The following is a 23139-nucleotide window of genomic DNA, read 5'->3' as shown; positions in this document are numbered from 1 at the left end:
TGAGGGGACGATGAAAGGCCGATGTCCGCCCGTACCAGGCGATGTCCCCGGTGGCGAAGCCGCCCCGCCTCCTGGGTTGGGTCCCGCGCTTCCGTCGCCCCAGGAGCGGGCGTTGATCGTCGTGACGCCCCGCCGGAACGGTGAAGTTCGCCGCGTTGCCCTAGTAGTTGAAGCGCTGGATGTGCGTGCAGCGAGCGAGAGGTGGGCTTGTGCCCTGCGCAAAGGCGGCACGGGGCCCGGCTGCGAGATGTCGATGGGAGGTGGAGACGAGGGTTTCCTGGGGCATGGTCTGCCGTCCTGTCGTAGCGGGTCGACCGAATCAATCGCGGTTGGCCTGTATTGAGAAGCACCGTGCCGCACACGGACACGGATGCGGTTCTCCCCCGCAGGCTGCACCGCTGTCCCGCGTGCTGCGGCGCATCTCCCTGGCGTCGACGAGCGTGCCGAGGGCACGCCGGCGGAGGCTGTTCGGGGTGCCCTCGGTTGTCAGTGATTCGATGGCGTCGCACCACAGGTCGAGGTCGGGAGCGGCGCTCAGTTCGATGGAGCGGGCTTTGGCCCGGTGGGAGGCCCGGGCCCAGTTTTCGGGGTCCTGGAGGGATACGAGGGCGTCGATCCAGGCGTTGAGGTCGTCGCGGTAGGCGAAGATGCCGGCTTCGCCCAAGGATTCAACGAGTCCGGGGGTGGGGTGGGCGATGACCGGGATGCCCGAGGCGAACGCCTCCACCGCGACCCGCCCCCAGGACTCGTACAGGCTCGGCATGAGCATCACTCGGGAGCGGCTGTAGACGTGCTCGCGCATCTGCTGCCCGGGCACCGACTCGAGGACCTCGCAGTTGGGCAGCCGGGGTGGCGGCATGATCTGCTGCCCGTAAGCCCCTCGGACGCCGAGGAACTTCCACTGCGGAGTCCAGGCGGCGATCTGCCAGAACAGCTCGCCGCCCTTGTCGGCGTTGAGATTGACCAGGGTGGCGCAGTCGCCGGGCTGCGTGCGGTATTCCTCCACGATCACCGGCGGGCGCACGATGATGCTGTGCCGGGGCAGGAACTCGCGCGGGTAACGGGCGTAGAAGATCTCGCCGTCCCGACGGATCCACTCACTGTTGTAGACGACGAGATCAGCACCCGCCGCATTGTGGAAGCTGGCGGCGAAGTTGTCGTGGCAGATCACGGCCAGCGGGATGAGACGGTCCCGGGCGAGGCCGGCCACCAGGGGCACGTTCTCGTAGTGGGAGACCAACACATCCGCCTCATGCGCCCGGGCGGCGAAGTCGATGCCTTCCTGGAAAGGGATGACCCGTACTCCGTCGATCTCATAGGTCTTCTCGCTCTTGCCGGGGTGGGACAGCCAGACCTCCACCTTGTGACCACGCTCGGCCAGGGGGCGCAGCATCGAGTGCAGCATCCACTCCGAGCCGGCGTTGTGGTCCGGTGGATACCCGTACACCCTGGCCACGATTGACACGCCCCGCACGCTCGGTGCAACGGCCAGGCGGTACGGACGTAATTCCAGCTGGTCCACCAAGAAGTCCCTCCGGATAGGGTGATGCGTCGAAAGCGCGCCAAATCAGGCGGAACGCGTCGTCTGCCGGCTCCGGCCTCGCATCCATTCAGCCCCGACACACCCGAGCGGAACCAGTGCCTCCGCGCGAAACCACCACATCGTGGCCTGCCGAGGCATGGCATAAAACGCACAGCTCACAGGCACTCTGGCTCACGCCGGTCGCAAACCGGCCACCCGCCGCCCCCTCGTCGCCATACAGCGCCGGCAGGAGGGCGCAGGTGCCGGTCAGCGTGTCGGCGTCGGCTGAACTCGGGCTCCTCCAAGATTTCCGTGAAGCCGATCACCGCTTCCGGCCGCCGGTGACGGTCTGTCACCAGCGCACGATACTTGCCGAGTGTGAGGAGCTGCTGAAGGTGTGTCAGGCGGTCTTGCCGACAGGGGGCTGATGGAGCAAGTGAGCCCGGAGATCGGGGTGTTGCGCATCGTGGCCAGAACCTCGGAGTCGGTGGCTGTGTCATGTCCGGACTGCGGGACACCGTCGGTGCGGCGCCACAGCGGATATCAGCGGCGCCTCGCGGACGGTGCGGTCGGCGGGCGGCAGGTGTGCATTGAGCTGATGATCCGGCGTCTGTTCTGCGATGCGCCGGGATGTCCGCGGGTGACGTTCGCCGAGGAGGCGGACGGGCTGGCCGGGCGGGTCGGCGTGGTCTCGCGGCGGAACCCCGGACGCCTTGGCGTCCGGGGTTCCATTGGGCGGGCCGCGACAGCGTCAGGCCACGTTGGTCAGGACAGTGACCTTGCGGCCGGCGGGGACGGACAACACCGCGGTTCCCTCGTTGTCGACGACGAGAGTGAAGCCGTCGACCACAGCCCTGCGGGCGGTGCCGCCGTCTTCGACCTCGGCGGTGCCGCCGACCAGCACCGCGGTGTCGAGGTATTGGATCGGCCGGGCCATGCCCCGGACGCCCCAGGGCTTGCCGGGGTTGGGGGTGCCGATCAGGTGGGACCACTCCGCCGACGGTGTGCCGGGGAAGGTAACCCGGCCCTCGTCATCGCGGTGGGGCTCGCCGGTGACATCGAACGCGCTGACGATGGTGTTCTCGAAGATGCCGAGCACGGCGTCGCTGTATTCGGCGAGGGACGAGTCGCTGATGTTGAACCACTCTCCCAAGGTGGCTTGCCCTGGGGTGAGTTGACCGTCCAGGACCTGGGGCCAGGTGGCGGAGACATGCACGAGGATCACGTGTCGCGTTTCCCTTTCCGATGAACACCGGTTCATAGCTGATGAATGATGGAACAAAGATGGCAGGGGTTCTGGCTGAGCGCCACCGGTTTCTGGAAGGGGATCAGGTTCGACCCGACGGATCGGCAAGGCGGGCTTCGAGCTCGGCAATGCGCCGGTCCTGGAAGCGCAGGTTCGAGCGGGCTGCCTTGAGCTGTTAGTCCAGGATGCGGTTGTCGGTGGTGAGCTGACGGACACGTTGTTTGAGGGTGGTGTTCTCGGTGGTGATCCGCTGGATCGTCTCCTCGGTCCATTCGGTTTCCAAGTCGCGGATCTGGCCGAGGAGTTCACCGATACCCTCTCGCTGGGCGAGGATCTCGGCGCGGGCGGCCTTGAGGGCGCCCTCGGCGTTCAGTGCGCGTTCGCGCCAGGCCGCCTCGCGTTCGTCGTCCTCGTCGACGAGGATCCGGATCCGGTGTTCACCGACCTCGGCCGTTGCCGCGGCGATGGCGCCTCTGGCCTCGGGATTGCCGTAGAGGGAGGTCCTGGACACGCCTACTCGTCGGGCAACGGCGGCGACGCTGATCTGCGCCTTCTCGCGGCGGAGCCGGGCGACGGCCTCGTGGACGCGTCCGACCGCCGCCTTGGTGCTGCGGCGGCGGACGTCCGCGGTTCGGGAACAGCGGACGCGTTCATGCGCATACCTCTTCCTTGGTGGTCCAGCGGGCGAGCTCCTTGACCTCGGTGGTCAGTTGCTGGATGCGCCGGGCCAGCAGCCGGAGCGTGAACACGGCTGCATCGTCGCCGTCGGGAAGGTCGGCGCATGTGGCGATCAGGGCTGTGTTGCTGAGGTTGGACAGGGCCTCGCGCAGCTCGGGATCCACACCGAGGAGTACGGCTTTGAGCTGGTTCTTCGCCTGCGTGCGGGCCTTGACGGCCGACTCCTTCGCCAGCCGGAGCACACGCATGTCGGCCGCTGGGCCCTCGCCGGATTTGGGTATGACGTCAGCGCGCCCGGACAGCACCGCACGAGCGGCGGCCTCCGCGTCGACGGCGTCGGTCTTGCCGAGCTTGCGGCGGATGGCGCGGTCTGGCTGGTTGACCTCGACGACCTGGATGTTCTCCCGCTTCAGGTAACGGGCCAGGGCCGCTCCGTAGGATCCGGTGCATTCCACACCCGCCCGGCGCAAGGGGCCGAAAGAGCGGGCCCAGGCCAGGAGTTGGCGGTATCCGGCGGCGGTCGCCGGGAATTCTTGGTGGGCCAGCATCGCCCCGAGCACCGTGATCACCGCGGCGACATGCACGTCTTTGTGAGTGTCCACCCCCAGGATCACGTCCTCGGTCGGCGGATCTTCCGGCTGTGTGGGCAGAGTCGGCTGGGGCATGCTGGTGATGGTCACGCGGCTCCTCGATCGGCATGGGGCTGTAGCCAACGTCGGGCCGGTGGACGGTCAGAACTGTGACGGTGCCTTGTGAGGCAAGGCCCCTATCGGGACACATCCACCGGTCCGAAACGGCAGCAAGCACCGCCCGGGACCAGGGCCGACAGATCCTCAACAAGGCAGCCTGGGCCAGTTGTCCCACGGGTCAGACCCTGGCCCCGGACGGCGCCCCATGAGTGTCACAGTTGTCCCAGACGACGATGATCGGGGCGCCGAGCTGCAGGTGGGCGCGGACCAGGAGGTCACGGTAATCCTGCCAGGAGAAGCTCTTGCGTGCGACCTTCAGGAGCGCGTGGAAGCGGGGCCGGTAGATCAGCCGGGACCTCTCGCCGGGCCGGTAGCAGCACATCGCGGCGACCGAGATGCGTCGCCTGGACCGTCCACGCACTGTGACCACGGGAGTCTGTCCGCGCCGGCCCCACGTTCGGGCTCATGGCGGCGTCATCGCGAACCCGGCCTCGTCCTCGAAGACGATCCAGGCATCGAGCGCCGCCGCGGTCCTTCCACCTGCGGCCACACGTCCTTCTTCCACAGCTCGACCGCGTGTTCGTCACGTTCCAGCGCGCGTCGGGCCGGGCTCTGCCAGGACCAGCCGTGGCGGTGCAGGAGCCGCCACACTCCCGCGATGGAGCAGCTGATCTGGAACTGGCGGCCGATCAGTGCTCTGACGCGTTCCAGCGTCCACCGCTGGTCCTCCCAGCCATGCGCGGCCGGACCTTTGGCGAGCTCCTTCTCCAGCAGGGCGAACCGTTCGTCCGACAAATTCGGCAGCTTCGCGGGCCCCTTCGACTTCAGACCCTCCATGCCGCCCTCACGCCAGTTGCGGCGCCATTGCTCCACCGAACGCTCACTCACCCGCAACTCCTTGGCGATGTCCGAAGTCTTGGCACCTCGTACGAACATCTGCCCGGCCTCCAGCCGGATCCCTTCACGCGCAGCCCGCCGCTCAGCGGTCAGGCCCCCACCATCCGCGTACCGCAGGACAACGGCATACCGCAAGGATCACCCAACGTCACCACCCGAAGGCAAGCCGAAAAGCTCAGTAACCGTCCTTCTGGAGAGTCCACGACGTCCGTAACGGTTCGGTGGGAGGGGCGTTAGCCCAACTGTGGACTTCTTATCTTGCTGCGTCCGCGACGCGGCCCGTGTTTCGGGTTCAGCAGCTGGTATGCCGTCGGGCACGGAGTCGACGACCCTCCTGTCCGACGGGGTGGTTGTCGATCCGGCGGAGCGGTTCCTGGCTCATCTGACGGCGATTGATCGCTCTCCGAACACCGTCCGTGCCTACGCGCATGATCTGCGGGACTACTTCGAGTTCTTGGACCGTCATGGCCTGCGGTGGGACGGGGTCGCCCTGGAGGACCTGGGCCGATTCATCGCTTGGCTGCGGCTGCCGGAGGGGGCTCGCGACGGGCAGGTGGTGGCACTGCCGTGGGTCGAGGCGAATCTTGCTGCGTCGACGGTCAACCGGAAGCTGTCGGCCCTGGCGTCGTTCTACGAGTTCCATCATCGACACGGTGTCGAGCTCGGGGAGTTGCTGACGCGGTGGCGTCCTGGCCGACGCGGCGGGTCGTGGCAGCCGTTCCTGGCGCATTTGGGGTCCCGGCCGAAACGGCACCGCGCGATCTCCCTGCGTGTCGACCGCCGGCCGCCGCGCGAGCTGAGCCAGGCGGAGATGACGACGTTGATCGAGGCATGTGACCGGTTGCGGGACAGGTTCTTGCTGAGCTTGTTGAAGGGCACGGGTCTGCGGATCGGTGAGACACTGGGCCTGCGGCACGAGGATCTCGACCCCCGTCGGCGGCTGGTGGCGGTCCGGGCCCGCACGAACGTGAACAGGGCACGGGCGAAGACGTGGTCACGGGAAGTGCCCGTCGACGCCGACCTGTTCCACCTCTACAGCGACTAGCGAACGCGGCCACATCGAACGCCGCTTCCTGCTGGACGCGATCGGCTACCTCCGGGACGTCGTGGAGGGTGTCGGCTGGGACGCGGAGTTCCCGCGGGACGTCTGGCTGCTGCGTCGCCTCGGGTTCCCCGGCCGGGACGCCCGCTTCCGGTTCACCGGCATCGAGCCGCTCTGGCTGAGGCAGTTGACCAAACGGTGGGCCCGCTGGAGATTGTCGACCGGAGTCGCCCTCGCCACGGTCGGCGCCGACATCCGCGCGATCACGCTGTTCGCCCAGTCATTCCCCGTGCTGAGGACCGGCCCCGAGGCCCTGACCCGCCAAGTGATCGAGATCCATCTGGCTCACCTGGCCGAACGCTTCCCCAACCCGAAGAGCCGAACCGGCCAGCTCAGCAGCCTTGCCGGGCTGTTACACGCGACGCGGCAGCATGGCTGGGAACCACGGCTTGCGCCGCAGGTCGATCTGTTCCCCGAGGACTATCCCCGCTTGCGGACTGGTGGCAGCCGGAGATCTTGACCTGCGTCTTGACCGGTCGAAGGGCTCGCTCGCCGGTGTTGTTGGTGAAGGGGACCTGTTTAGGGTGGTCGGCGAAGCGCAGGACGTCGCCGGCCTGGTCGCGGAGGCGTTCCAGCAGGTTGCGGGCCGGGGACTGTTTGCGGCCGGGGGCTCTGGGGTGCAGGGCCAGGCCCGCCGCGATGCCCTGGTGGTAGTGGCGTTGGTAGAACAGCAGGGCCTCGGGGGTGATCTCGGCCGTGTCGCCGGAGCGCACGCGGCGGGCCTGGCGGTTCAGTCCGGCCAGGGCCCAGCGGATCTGCTGCTGCCACTTCTGTGTCGGGTGGTCCTGCTCGGCGGCGGTCAACTCGCGGATCAGGTGCGCACCGCACAACTGGTGGTGCGCGTCGCGGTAGCCGGCGTAGAGCGAGAGCGAGTCATGGACCAGGGTGCCCCGGAAGCCGGGCAGCACCCGCAGGGAGTTCGCGCCCTCGCGCGAACGCGGGGCCAGCCCGAGCAGGGTCAGGTGCTCGGTGCACGCCACGTGCAGCCAGCGACGCCTGGCCCCGATCCGGGTGGTGGTCTTGTCCGCGTGCAGCACGTGCCCGAGCACCAGCAGCGCGCGGATCAGATTCAGCGAGGGCTCGACCAGCCCGGACGCCTGCTCCAGCACCGAGGAGACCCAGCCGGTGGAGACCCGCGCACCGGTCAGGTCCGCGATCAGCTGGGCGGCGCGCTCGACGGGAACGTGCTGGAAGACGAGGAGGTAGACCGCCAGGGCCCGCAGGTTCGGGCCATAGGAGGTCGGCGATCCGGCGAGCAGTCCGGGGGTGTCGGCCGCGGTGACGTGGCCGCAGTCGCAACGGACCTTGTGCAGTCGGCGGTGATCTACGCCGTCACCAGCGGGACGTCGCTGACCTGGCGGCGGACGAAACCCGCCGACGGTGCACCGCGCAGTGCCTCGCCGCAGTCCGAGCACGCACCGGGCCGGTGGTCCTGGACCCGGTCCGGGTTGTCGACCATCGCCAGTCCTGCCCCCGGCGCACCCTTGCGCTTGCCCCGCTTGGCCGCCGGCTTCGGCTTCGCCACCGTCTCGTCCTTCGGCAGGCCGAACACGTCCTGCGAGGGCGGGAAGTTGGAGTTCTTCGAGTTGCGGTCCAACCGCCGCTCCAGCTCCGCCACCCGCGCCGTCAGCCGCTCGTTCGCCACGACCAGGTGCTCGTTCTACTCTTCGAGCCCCGCCCAGCGTTCGGCCAGCACCACGTTCTGCTCGCGCAGCACAGCGATCAGCGTGAGGAGGTCCTCACGCGACGCGGCGGGCTCAGCAGCGGCAGACATGATCCCGCAGCGTGCCAGAGACCACAGCGACCTGTCACATCGTCAACTCGCAACCACCAGTCCAAGCTCGTGAATGCTTACCCCAGAAGCCGGAAGGCGTCGTTGCCGAAGCCCGGCGCACCAGCACGATCAAGCCCTCGGCACTCCCACTGCTCGGCGCCGGGACGACGGTCGGTGGAGCGCGCCGGTACCTGCGGCGTAGGGTGAGCGCCAACAGCATGAGCAACCTTCGTCTCGCCAAGGCCTTCGCGGAGGAACAAGCCGATGATCTGTCGTAGAGACACCGAGATCATCCATGCCGGGTTGAACGAACCCATTGAGTCAGGAGGGGTCATGGCCAAGGAGACAACGACCGCCAGAGGCGAGGAAGTGTGGGCAGCCGCTGATCTGGTGACGCCGATGGCCATCAGGGTGGCGGCGACGTTACGGTTGGCGGACCACATCGTCGCCGGCACCCGAACGACCGGGGAGTTGGCCGAGGCGGTGCACGCCGACAAGGACGTACTGGGGCGGCTGCTGGACCATTTGGTCACCGTCGGCGTTCTGTCGAGCACGGAGACCGCTGCCTACGACCTGACGGCCATGGGGCAGCACCTGCGTGACGGGCAGCCCGAGGGAATGCGGCGCGTGCTCGACATCGAGGGTGCCCTCGGGCACGCTGACTTGAGCCTTGTCCATCTGCTGCACACGGTTCGTACCGGCGAGCCCGCCTTCCCGCAGCAGTACGGCCTGGCGTTCTGGGACGACCTGTCGGCCGACGACGGGCGTGCCGCGTCGTTCGACGCCCTGATGGGCGCCAGGCTGACGGCGCTCGCGCCCGCCGTGGCCGGGGCGTATCCGTGGGGAAGGCTTCGCCATCTCGTCGATGTCGGCGGCGGCGACGGCAGCATGCTGATAACCATCCTGCAGGCCCATCACGGCCTGCGGGGGACGGTCATCGACCTGCCCGGCCCTGTGCGTCGCGCCGAGAAGGCCATTGCTGCGGGCGGTCTGGAGCACCGGGCCGAGGCGGTGGTCGGCAGCTTCTTCGACGAGCTTCTCGCAGGAGCGGACGGCTATCTGCTGTCGAGCATCCTGCACAACTGGGACGACGCGTCGGCCGCGCGCATCATGCGGCGCTGCGCCGACGCGGCGTCGAAGACGGGAAGCGTGTTCGTCGTGGACTACTTCAACGACGAGAGCGTCCGGACCGAAGGTTTTGACCTGCGGATGCTCTGCTACTTCGGAGGCCGGCAACACACGCTTGAGCAGCTGGAGGAACTGGCCGGATCGGCCGGCCTCCAGATCACCTCGACCACGCCAGCCGGTCGCCTCTCCATTGTCGAACTGCAGGCGCCGCGTTGAGTGATCGCGCTCGTCGAAGACGACTAGCTGCTGGTGCGTCTATTCGGCCGAGCGCGATCCGCTGTTCCCGGTGGTCGTCGTGAACCGGGCTTCGATTCCGTCCAGGATCATCGACAGCCCGTTCTCGAACCGTTCGTCAGCGTCACCGATCTCGGACGCTTGCGCCATCTTGCTCAGATACGGAAACTCACCGGTCTCAAGCAAGGACATCAGGTACGGCTCCATGAAGGCCGCCGGCTTCAACCTCGATTCGTCTGAGGCCTGATCGGTCTGGCTGGCTTGACGGTTTGCCCTGTTTGTCCCGCTGGTCGATGCGGGGGCCCTCGCCTGACGCCGCGGGTGCGCCGACTTCCACGGGGCCGGAATCCTGCGGGTCTGCTCCTTCCTGGTCCTTGTCGGGTTGGTGGCTGGCCGTCAGGTGAGGGCCGGAAGCTGATGGGCTCGCTGCCAGGCGGTGGTGAAGGCTGATGCCCAGGGCCAGGTCCGGTCAAGGTGGGGGGTGCGGCGGCGGGCGTGGGAGGTAAGGCGGGCGGGCAGGTGGTACAGCTTCATGCGGATCGTCTCCGGCTCCGCGGCGGCGAGTTCGGGCTTGTCGTGCAGGAGGAGGAGCCGGGTCCATGCATCGAGGTCGGCGGCGATTGTGGCGGCCAGGATCCAGGCGGCGTTCAGCTGCCAGGACTTCGAGGGAAGCAGCCCGAGGCCGACCCGTTTGATCGCCTTGATGCGGTCCTCAACCTCGGCGTGATCACGGTAAAGAGCGTCTACGAACCACACCTGCCAGGAGGCGGGAACCCCGGAAAGTCCCTGGTGGGCGGGGATGTTCGTGGCGACGATCTGGTAGCGCCAGCCGGTGCGCTTCTCGAACGCGGTCAGCTTCTTCAGATCGCGGCGGGAGGGCTTGACCCGGCGCACGATCAGCCGCATCCCGGCCGGCCAGCCGGTCAGGTCGCGGACCCCGGTCAGCTCCGCGACCTGGTAGGAGATCCACTCCCCGTCGGGGCCCTTGATCTCGTGGACCTCGCCGTCCTGCCGCAGCGCGGCCGTCCACACGTTCTCGGGCAGCCGGGCGATGGCCTTCTCGTCCGTGTCGTTGATGGCCCAGCCGGTCACCCAGCGCACCCGGCGCCGTCTGGTGGACAACTGCTGGAGATGGTCGAGGACCTCGTGGCTGAAGGCCGCGCCATCGATCCGCACCAGCAGCTTCGACCACAACGGCAGCGGGAGCTGCCGAAACGCCGAGGCCAGGACACTCTTGTGGTCGTCGACATCGTTCGGCGGCGCATTGCCGGGCCGCAGCAGCATGGCGAGGCACTCACGGGTGTTGGCCACCCACGCCCCCAGAGGCATGTGACCGAAGCTGCCCTTGAAGGTGCCCGCCGCGCCTTCCTTGGCACTGGTGCAGGTGACGATGGTCGCGTCCAGATCCAGGACGTACCAGCCGGTCAGCTCCCGGCCGCACACCGAGATCCAGGGGAAGCCGCCGGGGCACAGGGCGAGCAGTGTCCACACCACGCGGCGTATCGCGGCGCGGACACGCTCGATCCGGGCCGCGGCCGGGGCATCGATCGCTGCCAGGGCGCGGCTGCTGCGCGGCCCGACACAGTGGCCGTACCCCTCGGTCGACGAGCTGGAGCCCCAGCCGCTCCTGCGGGGGAAGCAGATCTGGTTCCGGCTCGGCGGCACCGCCGCCGAGGAGGGCCGATACCGACGCAGCGCAAGGGCTACTGTTTCAGCCCATCTCGCGGCTTCCGTAAGCCAGTTCGGCCATTCCCGGGCTGTCTTGATGTGCGGTCGCGCGACCTAGGCTCAAGGTCGTTTGCCCGGCGTCGGCCGCCCGTCATCCAGGGTTGCCTGCCGTCGTCTACTGGCCGCCGATCTGCCCCGACCGGTCGAGTGACAGTGGCCGACGCACCCTCCGAACCGCTGCGCACAGTGGTACTCGGCCAAGGCTACGTCGGCCTGCCGCTGGCCATCCGGGCAGCGCAAGTCGGTTACCAGGTCGTGGGATTCGACACCGACGCAGACCGCGTGAAACGGCTGCAGGCCGCTGATTCATTGAGCCCCGACGTGCCTGTGGAACAGATCGCGGCAGCTCTGACGGACGGACTCTACGCACCAACCACGCGCCCAGAAGACTTGGCCGGATTCGAGGTCGCAATCATCGCGGTACCGACCCCGCTACGCGACGGTGCACCAGATCTTTCCGCGATCGAGCATGCCGGCCTGGCACTCGCCCCACACCTTCAACCCGGCTGCGTCATCATCCTGGAATCCACCACATACCCGGGAACGACTGACGACGTTCTCAAGCCCATTCTGGAATCCGCCTCCGGGCTCCGGGCGGGCGAGGACTTCCACCTCGGCTACAGCCCCGAACGGATCGACCCCGGCAACCGAATATGGACCCTCCAGAACACGCCAAAGATCGTCTCCGGAATAGACGATGCGTCCCTGAAAGCCGTGAGTGACTTTTACCAGAGCCTCGTCGAAACTGTCGTCGAGGTCGCCACGGTGCGCGACGCCGAATTGGCGAAACTCCTGGAGAACACATTCCACCAAGTCAACATCGCCTTGGTCAACGAACTCGCCGTACACGCCCAACAACTCGGCACCGATATCTGGGCTGCACTCGATGCCGCCTCCACCAAGCCATTCGGCTTCATGCGCTTCTCACCCGGCCCCGGCGTTGGCGGGCACTGCCTACCGGTCGACCCCACCTACTTGTCCTGGCAAGTCCGGAGGAAGACGGGCCGCTCGCTGCGGCTGGTCGAGGCGGCCAACGAGGTCAACTCGGCGATGCCCGCCTATATCGTGCAGCGCCTGACCGATGCTCTCAATCGGAAGGGCCTGCCAGTCAATCGCTCACGCATCCTTCTTCTCGGCATGGCCTACAAGCCCAACACCGCCGATATCCGGAATTCGCCGACGATCACCATCGCCCGGCTCCTGGCCGAACACGGAGCGCAAATTGAGATTGCCGACCCTCACGTCGGTGTTCCGTTCGGCCTCGATGCCAGAGTGCACCATACCCGGCTCACCGTGAGCAATGTGGCGGCCTCCGACGCGGTCGTCCTGCTGACCGACCACGATGCGTTCGATCTCCGGCTTATCGAGGCCCACGCTCCATATGTCTTGGACTGCCGAGCACGCCTGAGCGGCGTGAACGTCGAACGCCTGTGACCTGTTGTCCGACCCGTTTCTTCCCGAGGGCATGCCCATGCCCGCACTCTCAACAACGAGGGATATCGCCTTGAGTGACCGCACCCTCGCGGATCTGGCAAGCACCTATGCCGAGCCGACACCGCAGGTCGGTTGCTACCGCTCGTTTGACGCGTTCCAGCATTGTTACCGAGCCGTCGTTAAGCTGATTCGAACACGAAGTGACATGCGGCGCCTCGTGCGTGAGGTCGTCGAGGACGCGGCAGCCTCAAGGGCGGTCTGGATCGAACCACATTTCAATCCGACAACCTATGCTCCCGCGCTCGGCTCTTCCGAAGACGTGCTTGACCTGGTCTTGGACGCCGGAGTTGCAGCAGGCAGATCCATCGGCGTCGGCTTTGGAATCACGCTCAGCGCAAGCCGCAATCGCGATCCGCGAGATGCCACTGTCCTCGCGAGGCTCGCCGCCGACTATGCTGGCCGAGGCGTTGTGGCGTTCGGTCTTACTGGCGATGAGGCCGCCACTCCTCCGGAAGTGTTCAGGGAAGCCTTCGCGATCGCCCGGAATGCAGGACTGATCATCGCGCCGCACGCCGGGGAACTACTGGGCGAACCGAGCATCCGCAGCACACTCGACGTGTTGTCTCCCGACCGGATCGCCCATGGAGTCCGTGCCGTCGAACACCCGGCGCTCGTGGAACGGCTTGCCAACGAACGGATCACCTTGGACGTGTGTTTGGCGTCCAACTACGTTCTGGGAGTCGTCAAGCACATCGAAGAACATCCGCTGTCGCATCTCCTGGAGAGCGGGGTGCCGTGCTCCCTGGGTTCCGATGACCCGCTGCTGCTGAAGAGCAGCGTGCTCGCGGAATACCAAACCGCCCGAAGTCACCTATCGATGACGGACCGACAACTGGCTGCGATAGCCAGCACATCGATCCAATCATCCGGGGCACCCACTGATTTCATCGCACAAACCTTGACAAAAATCGAAGAATGGACGAAAGGAGACGTCCCCGATTTATCGGACCAACGTCTCCACCGTGGCCACGAGGACTGCGATACGCGGTGAAACCACGGCGCCTCCAGCCAGCTTCACCTGGTTGCTCTCTGAGAGCAACACTGCGATGCAGACCTTACGAAGGTCACGGAAACCAAGGAGTGCCCGACGTCAGGTCCTCCGGACTCCGGACCGAGGCCGTGCGCATTCTGTCAGCTCGTGGTCTGGTGCCTGCGCACCCACGGGAAGCCGCTGGATAGGGTCGGATACTCCCGGCTTGAGAGGTAGTGGCATGACCGACATCGTGATTGCGCAGACGACCATCGACGACGAGGACCAGGCGAAGGCACTGGCTCGAGGCGCGGTTGAGAGCAAGCTTGCAGCCGGCGCTCACATCGACGCGCCGTTCACCGCCGTCTACTGGTGGAAGAGTGAGATCGAGACGGCGAAGGAGTGGCGGATCTCGTACGTGACGACCGCTGACAGGCTGACGGAGCTTGAGGCGTGGGTGTCCGAGAGGCACTCGTACGAGGTGCCGCAGTGGGTCACCCTTCCTGTGACAGGCGGATCGGGTGCTTACCTGTCCTGGGTCGTTGAGGAGACGACCAAGCGCTGACGCGCTTTTCCGACGCGCTCGGGTCCCGGGCGAGTTCTGCGTGGAGTGTGGCACGAGCCTCAAGACGCGATCTTTCTTAGATGATCGGCAAGATCTCGCTCGTTGTCGGGAAGCCAGGTCGCGATGACTCGGGCGCGCTCCTTCCCCATCGTATTGGGCTTGGCCTGACTCGCAGCCGCGAACTGACGTGTTACGCAGACACCTTGTTCGACATCTCCGCCGCGTAGCAGCGCGGAGGCGAGGTCACCGAGCACGACAACACCTCCATCCGATAGGCCATCCCCGAGGCGTTCGACGGCGGCGGCTGTGGCGGTCAGCTCGGATCGTCCCAGCTGTCCGTACACGGAGAGCGCCAGCGAGTCCATGCGGTAAGGCGTCACGAATCGGACCCACGCCTGTTCGCTCGCGTGATCCGCAAAGTCGTAAGCGAAACGCGCTCGCTCCAATGCGCGCAGTGCCTCTGTGTCGTCGCCGAGCGCCGCAGCCTCCTCGGCGTGCCTGCCGAGCACCCAGGCGGCGGCCGTGGCGTTGCCGTGGCCTCGAACGTCTTGGGCTGCCTGGGAAAGAAGCCTCAGCCTTTCCTTGGGCGTCGTAGCTCCGTAGCTGGCGTAGGTCAGGGCCAGGGCTCGGAGCGGCGGGTGTCCGGCAGCCGATGCACACTCCGACGTGACCTGATAATAGGCATTCGCCTTGTTGGTCTCCCCCAGGTCCCAGGCCACCCACCCGGCCAGGGCTGCGGTTTCTCCGGCGGCGATGGTGAGAACCCGTTCGTGTTCGCCGGCACGGGGCAAAGCTGCCGTGATCGCGTCAAGGTGAGACTCGACCGTGCGCTGCAACCGGCGCGCACTGAGGTCGAGTTCTTGGATGTGCAACTCAGCGGCACGGTCAACGAGAGCGGCCACGGAGGGCGCGTCAGCCTTGGAACCTTTACTGAGGGCGAGGGCCAGCCGTCCCCAGGGCTCGGCAGCTGCGCTCACGCCGATGGCCGCGCTCCCCAGCAACGTGCGGCGCTTCACGTCCTCTTGGTCCTCCTCTTCACTGACATATTCCTTTTTCTTCCTGGCGCGAGCGGCCTTGGCCTCTCGCTTCAAGTCTTCGAATGAGACGCCGCAGGCCGCCGCGATCTGTTCAAGCGTGTGGTTGGTCGGGACGTTCTCGAACTGTTCGTAACGGCTGATCTCTCGACGGGTCATGGTGTCCCGGCCGGAGACAGCGTTGATTGCGGCTGCCTGCTGCTCCTGCGTCCGGCCTGCGTCCTTGCGGAGCCGGCGGAGCAGTTCGGCGAACGGATCTGCCATGAGTGTGACCTCTGTCCGGGGGCGGAATCCAATCATGGCTTCAATTCCCCCTTCGGTTTCCCCCCTTGACATATTTTTCCCCCTCTGAATTCCCCTGGTCCGGGGCCCGGACACGCGATGCGATGGGCCCATGACGATGTTCCGCAGGGCAACACCGCCCCCACTCACGAGGAGGGCCATCCCGGCGGCCGGAGCTTGGCCGAGGACAGACCGACTCTGCAACGCGGCCAGGCTTTCGGGGCGAGGGTCCCTCCTTCTTGCCCGAGGGAAGGCTGACGTTCCTCTCGAACACAGTCGCGATCGGATCGGTTCCGTGCTCCCAAAGGAGGACGTGCAGGGGATCACCGTGCGAAAGCGCCCGTCAAGATCGACGCCGACAACGAGCGCAGGCTCGGGCTGGCTCACGGCCTCGCCCAGCGCCGAGCTACGAGGCAGCTGCGATGCAGCGGAACCCGGTGTCGTTGTCCTTCATGGTGGAGTTGGCCGCGTTCGCGAGCGCCGGCGCGGCACGCTCGAACGGGCTACTGAACGCCGATCCCCTCAGCTGGTACCGGTTCGGCCCGTCGGTTCCCGGCGTAGAACTCCACTCCCACACGTTTCCGCACAGGTCGAAAACCCCGTAAGGGCTGGCTCCGGACTGGTAGCGAGTCACAGACGTCGTGCCGCCGATGCCCGACTCTGCGGTATTGCACTTCGCGGCGGTGGGGTCGCTCCCTCAAGGGTAGGCGCGCCCCTTCGGGCCGCGGGCCGCCTTCTCCCACTGGCTGACGGTGGGCAGCGCCTTGCCCGCCCATCGGGCGTACGCGTCAGCGTCGTGCCACGTCACCCAGACCACGGGATGGTCGTACAGGGCGCTGGGGCAGCGTTGGCCGGTCCAATGCTGTGGCGGCCGGTGCCCTGTAGCGCGGATGAATTGCTCGTAGTCGAGGTTGGTCGTCGGGTAGACATCGATCCGGTACTCATCCACCCAAACCGACCTGCCCTCGGGGCCGGAAAGGTAAATACCCTCCTCGATCAGCACCATGACCTTGCCGTCGACCGGATGCCTTATGGTGCGCGGGTCGCGACGCAGCAGCTCCTCGGTTCGCTCATCGTGCCCCACCGCGGCCTGCTCAGTGAGGAACTGAGCGAACCGCCACTGGGCGTCGGGGGACGATGTAGAGAGCAGCGTGTCCAGCGCTGCCTGGTTGTTGGGGTGGGGCTTGATCGACTCACCCCGCCCCTCCCAGTTCACAAGCTGCCTGGTACTGATTCCGACCTTGGCGGCGAAGTCCTTGCCGTTCATGCGCAGCGCTTCGCGCAGCAGCGCAACTTCCCGGCCGGTCCAGCGTGTGACCCCCGTTGTCACGCTCGCCCCCTACGGCTACAGGGTCTCGCCGGGGATGGACAGGTACGTGTCGCGGAGCACGCTCAGCACCGGGTGTTCAGTTGGCAGTTCCTTGTCGTCGATCGCCGCCAGGGCCCGAACCCCAATGCTGGTATTCGTCGCAAAGACCGCCGCCATGCGCTTGGCCTGGTCAAGGGTGACGGGGGCGGTACGGTGCTCGATGCCATTGGCGTGCTTCTGGAGGAGGGCCATCGTCACACCAGGCAGGACGGCGGCCTGCGGCCACACCACCGTCCCGTTGCCATCAATGAAGGCGACGTTCCAGGTGCCCCCCTCGCTCACGCTGCCGTCGCGGCCGACGAACAGCGCGTCGCCGAATCCTGCGCGCTGCGCTACCCCACGGGCGCGCAGGGCACCGAAGAGACCGACGTGCTTCACCTCGGGCAGGTCGCGTTCGTACGGCACGCTCATGGCACGCAGCGGTTCCGGGGGCAGGGCGCCGGCGCTACGGACGGACACCAGGATGTGCGGCTCGTCGGCGTCGGCCGGGTGTCCCATCTCGACCTTCGGGTCGTAAATCGTGACTCGGACGACGCACGGGCCGCTCTGTCCCTCCAGGCCCCGGCGGACGTAGTCGCGAACGAGCGCGGTGTCCAGGTCCGCGCCCCACACGGTCTTGCAGTCCCGTACGAGCCGTTCCATGTGCAGCGTCAGACCCCGGATGCTGCCGTCGCCATCGACGCGCATGGACGTGAAGTGACCGAAGTTGGTCAGGGCCAGGGGCAGCAAGTCGTCGGCGGACACGGGGTTTCCATCAAGAGTTGCCATGCCACCCAGCATGTCAGGACCGTCCGTTCCTCTGGGACCCCAATCAATGTTACTGACGAGTCAACTTCGTTGAAACTTCCTTCCCCTTGTGATGCCGCACAGTGTTCGCTTGTCACCGTGCGAACACGCCTCGTGATCGACGGAACCAGGCGCGCATCGCGACGCAGTGACCCCACATGCCGCACGCTCCCCCACACCGCCCACCCAGGAGGCCCTCGATGAGCCCCGCTACAGCCGTCGCGCCGGTCGCCACGAAGGCGCCGCCGCAGACGTCGCGCGCGTTCGACGTGGCCTTCACCTCCAACCCAGCCTGTGTCAGCCAGGCGCGCCGGATCACCCGCGCCTCCCTGCGCCTGTGGAACGTGACCGGCGAAATGGCCGAGGACATCGTGCTCGCCGTCTCCGAGTTGGTTACCAACGCCGTCGAGCACGGGACGGGAGACGTGGGATTCCGGATCCAGTACCCCGGCGACGAATTGCGGATCGAGGTCACTGACGACAGCCCGAACCCAGCGGAACTGCGCCCCTCTGATGACGAGGACCTGTCGGGCCGCGGACTGTTCCTCATCGCCGTCCTCGCACGGAAGTGGGGCGTCAGCAACGGCGGCAAGACGACATGGTGCGTCTTCCGCGTCCCTGCGAGGAGGTCATGATGGCCCCAGCCTCGCCTGAAGCCGCAGCAGGATTGAGCCAGCGACGCTCCACCCACGATGAGAATGCATTACTTGCGTCCTCATCCCCCTCCATGCCCGCAACCGCGCCGCCTGAGCGGCAGAACAGAGCGCCTCGGCCTCAACGGCGTACCGCGGATGGGTTGCTTGGCTCCGAAAGTGATTCGGGCGGAGGGACGTCCCAGGACGTCCCGACCGAGTCCTGTGCGGCGGTACCGACGTCTCCGAGTTCCCTGAACGATGCCCGGGTAGGTTGCCGCGCCGTGCCGTCCCTGAACGATCCGCCCTGTCGGCGAGTGGCGGCTCGAAACGCCTCGGCGGCTCATCCTTGGGGGCCGCCGAGGTGACACCTCGATCGCCAACGTCAGACCTCACTAATGGAGTTGCCCTAATGCCTCGCACCACGACCTCGGCCACCACAGTAGGCGGTGGGCAAGCGGACGGCGTGTCCTGGCCTGAGGGCTCGCTCAGGGGGCTGGGCTGTGACCTGAGGACCGTCTTATCGACCGTCGCACCAGGACCGTCGCGTCTCGCGGTGCAGGAGACCCTTCATCGCGAAGTGACCAGACTGGTCTTTGCCGAGACTGCCTCCGTCAGCGAAGACCCGGACGAGCGACACGCGCAACTTCTCCTCATGCGTGGCCACTTGATGCGGCTGCTGGGAGCAGTGGTTCCCGTCGATGCCAACGAGCCTCCCCTGGAAGACGATCGGCTGGTCGTACGCGTGCGTGCCCTATTCGACGAAGAGGTTCCCGGCGACGCGGTGCGTGCGGCGTTCCTGCACCGGCGGATGTCCGAGGTCGGGCGGGAGCTGCTCGCCGTCCTTCCTGCTGTCGAGGCTTCTGACGACGAGGGCGACGGCTGGGGCAGGGCTGTGTGCACTGGGTTCGATTCGACGCGCATCCGCGAAGCCATTCGTGCGGCGAAGTCCTGGGAGCAGACGGGGGTGTACCCGCATCCGCACACCCTTGCGGCGGTCACTCGGGCACTTAGCGGCTACGTCTCGACACTCGTCCCCTACGTCTCGATCCACTTGGAATCGCTCGCCGCCGGGAGTCGAGGGTGGTCCGCATGCGGTGAGGCGATCGAGCGCTCGCAGGAGGCCCGCGATATCGCGCCGGGAGAGGGGCTCAAGGCGGCGAGGGAGCACGCATACCGTCTCGCGATCCACACCGAGGCCCTACTGCGGTACGCCGAGCAGGACCGCGAACGGAGTGGTGAGTGACGTGACCGGGTCCTATCGCGCTGCGCACCCTGAGCGGATGCCCCATGCACCGGCTTCTCCACGGACTTCGGGCTCACCCCGCACAGACGAACCGGCCCCAGGGCGCGTTCGGCGTGGCTGGCGTCAGGCTCGCACGCACTGGGGCGCAGTCCTCCTTGCTGCCGCCATCAGCCTGCCCACCGTCTACGTCCTCGCCCAACTCGCCCTGCGCCTCTACGGCGGGTCGTAGCTCACGCCCCAACGAGCCGACCAGCGAAGTGGGCCGGCCCCGACAAGACGACGACTATGCCTAAGCACCGAAGGAGTAGGACCATGCCGGCCCCGGACGAGACCATCTCGCCGCCGCTTTCCCCCCAGGAGCGGGAGGCTCTGCTGGGCATCTCCCAGGGAAAGACGACCGCAGAGACGGCCTGCGACATGGGAGTGTCCGACAGCACGATCAAGACGTACATCCTCCGGATCGGCGGAAAGCTCGGAACTTCAGAGCGGGCGGGCATGGTGGACCTGGCCTACCGTCACGGGCACTTGGACGCCCCCGGACCCGTGGACCAGGTCGTGGAGCTGCCGGAGGAACAGCGCACCGTCTTGGCCGGACTCGCCAGCGGAAAGACCGTCGAGGAGATCGCGTCCGACGAGCAGCGTCCGCTGGACGACGTGCGCAAGGACGCTCGACGCCTGCTGCGGGCACTGGGCGCTTCCTCGGCCGCGCACGCGGTCACGCGAGGATGGCGGTTCCGTCTCCTGGGCCCCGCAACCGGCCATGAAAAGTCCCGAGACGTCGTCGCCATGGCAGGCCAGGCATGAACGCCCGCGTCGAGGCCGGCAGCCTGCGACCGGAAAGTGGACTCGTTCACGAGCACGCGGGGGACGTGCTCACCTGCGATCGGCGACAGGACTTCGTGCCCAACGTGATCCGTACGCACCGAGGTGGTCGATGGCGCAGGGTGGACCGGAGCAAGAATGCCGGCGAGTGGGCGAAGTTCGTCCATCGCTCCGAGATGCTCGTGTTCGACGTCGACGACGGTGGGGAGGGCGGCCCCGGCATCGTCACGGGAGTGGTCCCGTCCAAAGAAGACGCCACGGCGCGCCTGGCCGCGCTCGCTCCAGTGCCGGGGACGGCCGTGGCCGAGATCGGCACGGACTGCGGCTGGACGGCAGCCGCTCTGGACCACCTTCTCCAGAATGGCCAGGTGGTGACAGTCGCGGACACAGAACGTCTCGCCGAGAGCGCCCGGCAGCGCCTGCGCTCCTACCCACGGGTTCGGGTGGTCAGCGGGTCGGCCGCGGGGGTCTTGGGACCGGCGGGCTCGTTCCACGGACTTCTGTCCCATCGTGCGGTACGTCGCGTGCCCTGGGAGTTGGTCACCCGGGTTCGTCCGGGTGGCCGACTGTGCCTGCCCGTCCGTACGGCTCTGGGCGGATCCAGCACGCAACTCGTCCTGACCGTGGCGCGGGACGGGACATCGGCCAGTGGCCGTTTCCACGCCGGACCGGCCCCGCAGACCGTGTGGCTGCGCGAGCACCGCCCAGGTGAGGGCACCCCCGTCGAGACGCAGGACAGCCCGAGGGCGTCCGAATCCCTGGACACGAGGGGGGGCGCACATCCGGTCCGTGGCCCGGTTGTTCGCGGGCCTCCTCCGCCCTGACCTCCGGATGCAGGTCGTACGGGGCGTTGCGCAGCTCGAAGGCGACGTTGCCGATCACCTGCGTATTCATGACCATCAGGCGTCTCGGGCAGTGGTTTTCCTCCGGTCCCCCCACATCTACGAGTGGGGGCCGCGCAATCTCGGCTCCGATCTGTTCGACGCGCTCGATCAGTGGCACGCCGCCGGAGAACCAGAGGTTGAGCAGCTGGGTGTGACGATCACGGAGACGGAACACACGCTGTGGCTCGGTGCACCGGACGGTCCGTCATGGCGTCTGCCCGAACTCCACACGATCACCGGCGAGGTGGAGCGGCATGCGACCTGACCACCCGATACTGCTCCACCCCTCAGCAGCGATCGCCGAGTTGCACTCCACTTTACCGACCGCAGGAGCTCGTGAAACGGCTCTGAACTGCGACGTTTCATAGACTACATGTCCGTGACGGTGGAGGCGGACATGGGATGGCCCGTTCGCTGGGTCAGGCGGGCGGGCCTGCGGTTGGAGGTATGGGAGCCAGCGTCAGCTCGGCCCTGACCTGCGATCAGAAGGAGGTTGGCCTGTTCCAAACGCGAGTACATGCACAACATCGTTGCGAGACGCGCATTCCAGAGCCCGGCGGCTCAGCCTGTATATCCAAAAATTGTGCAACCCGTATACCAGTGGCCCTGATAGTGCCAGCGCAAGTTCTGCCTGCCATGGCATGGCCCCCGTAGGCAACACGGTCGCAAATGGCGAAGCCACTGCGGCTACTCCTGTAGCCCGCATTCTTCTCACTACTCCCAATCGCTGTCATCATGCTGGGCGTACAGAATCGCCCGTCGAGTAGACCAGGCGCGGACCGTGACGCGAAGTGCATGAGCGAGGTGACGGCGGCGGGGCTCAGCGGCGAGGTCCCAGATTTCGCTGCGCCACTCTTCGGAGTAGCGTGGCTGATCTGAAGCTGGAAGGATGCGCACTGCGGAACCGATTAGCCACTGCGCCGGCAGACTCACGCGCCTTTTGCCAGCGAGGAAGGGACGGTCTCCTTCTGGAGCATTCAGAGCCGTTGTGAACGTGTGCAACAGGGTGGCGGATTCACTGCAAGCTTGAGCAATACGCCTCGCCTCAGCGCTTCTTCGGGGGGACACCCGCTCGAGTTGCAGTACAAGCTTGTAGGCGGATTCGGTGATGTACTCCAGCCCCTGGGTCAGGTAGGCAGTCCGAGTCTCGACGGAACGGGGCGTCCCGATCGCGGACGGGAGCCGAGCTGCGCGAATATGCATGCTAGCGACGACTTCGGCCAAGTCAAAAGCGAGGTCGACATCGCTGCTGGTGGCGCCGAGTCGCTGAAGCGCGAGGCTGTGGGCCAGCTTCCTGGCGCGAATATCGGTTCGAGCGAGCTTGCGGATGAGCTTACGAGATAGGCCATTAGCAAGTCTGTAGTTGAACTCACCCGAGATACTTGGATCACGGGTTACGGGGGCTGAGCTCATGCGCCAACTCCTCCGGCGAAGCCGGGGCGCAGAGCGCTGATTGCATTCCTGTTGGCTGTGGCACGGGCAAGTGCTTCCCTCGCGAGTTCCGCGCCGTCTGGGCTCAGCCGGTAGTAACGCCGCCGGGGACGACCCTGCTCATGCGGATCCACATCCTCCCAGCGTGAAATCAACCAGCCGATGGCCTCTAGGCGAGCCAGGATCGGATGGATCGTGCCGCTGGCGAGTTGCGCTCTGGCGCAGATTTCCAACCCGTAAGACTCTTCACTGGGCTTCTCCAATAACGCCCGCAGCACCAACTGTGTTGGGAGTGTCATCCGTGGGACTGAGGGTTCTTTAGGCATGCTGCAACTCTACCTAGGGCTAGGTAGAGTTGCAGCATGGGTTGCCGCTCTAAAAAATGCGAAATCTGTTCGCATCGCCGTGTGGTCGCCTTTCGGCGCCAGGAAGTTCCTGCTCGTCACGACAGAGAGCGTCATAACCTGGATCGCCGAGAAAGGCTCAACGCGTTGATCCCGGATGGGTGATGCGGGCTTCGAGGTCGGCGACCCGTCGGTCCTGGAAGCGGAGGTTGGACCGGGCGGCCTTGAGTCGCTCGTCGAGGCTGCGGTTATCGGCCGCGAGCTGGCGGACGCGCTGTTTGA

At 66.6% G+C, this 23139-nt stretch carries 21 protein-coding genes and 5 pseudogenes; 11 read left to right on the top strand and 15 right to left on the bottom strand.

Annotated features, from left to right (window positions below; translation table 11 throughout):
* Nucleotides 1–319: 319 nt before the first annotated feature.
* Nucleotides 320–1465, bottom strand: coding sequence for a glycosyltransferase family 4 protein (locus tag ACYUED_RS36645; RefSeq protein ID WP_491288869.1), 1146 nt, complete (start codon nt 1463–1465; stop codon nt 320–322).
* A gap of 484 nt (nt 1466–1949) precedes the next feature.
* On the opposite strand from ACYUED_RS36645, the pseudogene ACYUED_RS36640 reads away from it, so the two are divergent.
* Nucleotides 1950–2135, top strand: a pseudogene (locus ACYUED_RS36640) (transposase family protein); the annotation flags it as partial.
* A 138-nt stretch (nt 2136–2273) separates the two neighbouring features.
* Here ACYUED_RS36640 and ACYUED_RS36635 read toward each other — a convergent pair.
* The 4 genes and pseudogenes from ACYUED_RS36635 to ACYUED_RS36620 form a co-directional block, all read right to left on the bottom strand.
* Entirely contained in the window at nt 2274–2747 is a 474-nt protein-coding gene (locus ACYUED_RS36635; RefSeq protein ID WP_491294849.1) for a hypothetical protein, read from the bottom strand.
* Between the two features lie 196 nt (nt 2748–2943).
* Nucleotides 2944–3330: pseudogene (locus ACYUED_RS36630) on the bottom strand (hypothetical protein); the annotation flags it as partial.
* Between the two features lie 88 nt (nt 3331–3418).
* On the bottom strand, nt 3419–4111 hold the full coding sequence (locus ACYUED_RS36625) for an IS110 family transposase (RefSeq protein WP_491288868.1): 693 nt from the start codon (nt 4109–4111) through the stop codon (nt 3419–3421).
* A gap of 223 nt (nt 4112–4334) precedes the next feature.
* Nucleotides 4335–5149, bottom strand: a pseudogene (locus ACYUED_RS36620) (IS630 family transposase); the annotation flags it as partial.
* A gap of 187 nt (nt 5150–5336) precedes the next feature.
* Here ACYUED_RS36620 and ACYUED_RS36615 point away from each other — a divergent pair.
* Nucleotides 5337–6077: a tyrosine-type recombinase/integrase gene (locus ACYUED_RS36615; RefSeq protein ID WP_491288867.1), complete on the top strand. Its 741-nt coding sequence runs from the start codon at nt 5337–5339 to the stop codon at nt 6075–6077.
* 482 nt (nt 6078–6559) lie between these two features.
* Here the strand turns inward: ACYUED_RS36615 and tnpC are convergent.
* The 3 genes and pseudogenes from tnpC to ACYUED_RS36600 all read right to left on the bottom strand — a co-directional run.
* Nucleotides 6560–7549: pseudogene (gene tnpC / locus ACYUED_RS36610) on the bottom strand (IS66 family transposase); the annotation flags it as partial.
* Nucleotides 7459–7779, bottom strand: coding sequence for a DUF6444 domain-containing protein (locus ACYUED_RS36605; RefSeq protein WP_491288866.1), 321 nt, complete (start codon nt 7777–7779; stop codon nt 7459–7461). The pseudogene tnpC and the gene ACYUED_RS36605, both read right to left, overlap by 91 nt.
* Nucleotides 7780–7985: 206 nt before the next feature.
* Nucleotides 7986–8363, bottom strand: coding sequence for a hypothetical protein (locus ACYUED_RS36600; protein WP_491294847.1), 378 nt, complete (start codon nt 8361–8363; stop codon nt 7986–7988).
* Here ACYUED_RS36600 and ACYUED_RS36595 point away from each other — a divergent pair.
* Nucleotides 8308–9252 (top strand): methyltransferase, encoded by a 945-nt coding sequence (locus tag ACYUED_RS36595; RefSeq protein ID WP_491294602.1) that lies wholly within the window; start codon nt 8308–8310, stop codon nt 9250–9252. The two genes, ACYUED_RS36600 and ACYUED_RS36595, sit on opposite strands and share 56 nt — an antisense overlap.
* Nucleotides 9253–9291: 39 nt before the next feature.
* Here ACYUED_RS36595 and ACYUED_RS36590 read toward each other — a convergent pair whose 3' ends face one another.
* Together ACYUED_RS36590 and ACYUED_RS36585 are read right to left on the bottom strand one after the other, a co-directional pair.
* Nucleotides 9292–9618: a TetR/AcrR family transcriptional regulator C-terminal domain-containing protein gene (locus ACYUED_RS36590; RefSeq protein ID WP_491294600.1), complete on the bottom strand. Its 327-nt coding sequence runs from the start codon at nt 9616–9618 to the stop codon at nt 9292–9294.
* 48 nt (nt 9619–9666) lie between these two features.
* Entirely contained in the window at nt 9667–10935 is a 1269-nt protein-coding gene (locus ACYUED_RS36585) for an IS1380 family transposase (protein ID WP_491288865.1), read from the bottom strand.
* A gap of 216 nt (nt 10936–11151) precedes the next feature.
* Here ACYUED_RS36585 and ACYUED_RS36580 point away from each other — a divergent pair, with 216 nt between their 5' ends.
* The 3 genes from ACYUED_RS36580 to cutA all read left to right on the top strand — a co-directional run bounded on the left by ACYUED_RS36580 (nt 11152) and on the right by cutA (nt 14027).
* Nucleotides 11152–12432, top strand: coding sequence for a nucleotide sugar dehydrogenase (locus ACYUED_RS36580; RefSeq protein ID WP_491288864.1), 1281 nt, complete (start codon nt 11152–11154; stop codon nt 12430–12432).
* 70 nt (nt 12433–12502) lie between these two features.
* Nucleotides 12503–13483, top strand: a complete 981-nt coding sequence (add, locus tag ACYUED_RS36575; RefSeq protein ID WP_491288863.1) for an adenosine deaminase — start codon at nt 12503–12505, stop codon at nt 13481–13483.
* A 220-nt stretch (nt 13484–13703) separates the two neighbouring features.
* The gene (gene cutA, locus ACYUED_RS36570) at nt 13704–14027 is read left to right on the top strand and encodes a divalent-cation tolerance protein CutA (protein ID WP_491288862.1); all 324 of its coding nucleotides are present in this window, start codon (nt 13704–13706) and stop codon (nt 14025–14027) included.
* A 59-nt stretch (nt 14028–14086) separates the two neighbouring features.
* On the opposite strand, the gene ACYUED_RS36565 is transcribed toward cutA, so the two are convergent.
* The 3 genes and pseudogenes from ACYUED_RS36565 to ACYUED_RS36555 all read right to left on the bottom strand — a co-directional run bounded on the left by ACYUED_RS36565 (nt 14087) and on the right by ACYUED_RS36555 (nt 17480).
* Nucleotides 14087–15325, bottom strand: a complete 1239-nt coding sequence (locus tag ACYUED_RS36565; protein ID WP_491288861.1) for a helix-turn-helix transcriptional regulator — start codon at nt 15323–15325, stop codon at nt 14087–14089.
* 424 nt (nt 15326–15749) lie between these two features.
* A pseudogene (locus ACYUED_RS36560) lies at nt 15750–16610 on the bottom strand (formylglycine-generating enzyme family protein).
* A 78-nt stretch (nt 16611–16688) separates the two neighbouring features.
* Nucleotides 16689–17480 (bottom strand): aminotransferase class IV family protein, encoded by a 792-nt coding sequence (locus ACYUED_RS36555; protein WP_491288860.1) that lies wholly within the window; start codon nt 17478–17480, stop codon nt 16689–16691.
* 218 nt (nt 17481–17698) lie between these two features.
* Here ACYUED_RS36555 and ACYUED_RS36550 point away from each other — a divergent pair, with 218 nt between their 5' ends.
* From ACYUED_RS36550 to ACYUED_RS36530, 5 genes are all read left to right on the top strand, one after another.
* Nucleotides 17699–18133, top strand: coding sequence for an ATP-binding protein (locus ACYUED_RS36550; protein ID WP_491288859.1), 435 nt, complete (start codon nt 17699–17701; stop codon nt 18131–18133).
* A 577-nt stretch (nt 18134–18710) separates the two neighbouring features.
* Nucleotides 18711–19376, top strand: a complete 666-nt coding sequence (locus ACYUED_RS36545; RefSeq protein ID WP_491288858.1) for a DUF6415 family natural product biosynthesis protein — start codon at nt 18711–18713, stop codon at nt 19374–19376.
* Between the two features lie 312 nt (nt 19377–19688).
* Nucleotides 19689–20180, top strand: coding sequence for a LuxR C-terminal-related transcriptional regulator (locus ACYUED_RS36540; RefSeq protein ID WP_491288857.1), 492 nt, complete (start codon nt 19689–19691; stop codon nt 20178–20180).
* A gap of 140 nt (nt 20181–20320) precedes the next feature.
* A complete protein-coding gene (locus ACYUED_RS36535; RefSeq protein ID WP_491288856.1) occupies nt 20321–21022 on the top strand; it encodes a protein-L-isoaspartate O-methyltransferase family protein in 702 nt (233 codons plus the stop codon).
* Nucleotides 20988–21347 (top strand): hypothetical protein, encoded by a 360-nt coding sequence (locus ACYUED_RS36530; protein WP_491288855.1) that lies wholly within the window; start codon nt 20988–20990, stop codon nt 21345–21347. The genes ACYUED_RS36535 and ACYUED_RS36530 overlap by 35 nt, the downstream gene beginning before the upstream one ends.
* A gap of 449 nt (nt 21348–21796) precedes the next feature.
* Here the strand turns inward: ACYUED_RS36530 and ACYUED_RS36525 are convergent, their stop codons facing one another.
* A complete protein-coding gene (locus ACYUED_RS36525) occupies nt 21797–22495 on the bottom strand; it encodes a hypothetical protein (protein WP_491288854.1) in 699 nt (232 codons plus the stop codon).
* A complete protein-coding gene (locus ACYUED_RS36520) occupies nt 22492–22839 on the bottom strand; it encodes a PadR family transcriptional regulator (protein WP_491288853.1) in 348 nt (115 codons plus the stop codon). The genes ACYUED_RS36525 and ACYUED_RS36520 overlap by 4 nt, the downstream gene beginning before the upstream one ends.
* Nucleotides 22840–23139 lie beyond the last annotated feature (300 nt).

The organism is Streptomyces sp. DF42 (assembly GCF_058267695.1).
This window is presented reverse-complemented; position numbering and strand designations above follow the sequence as displayed.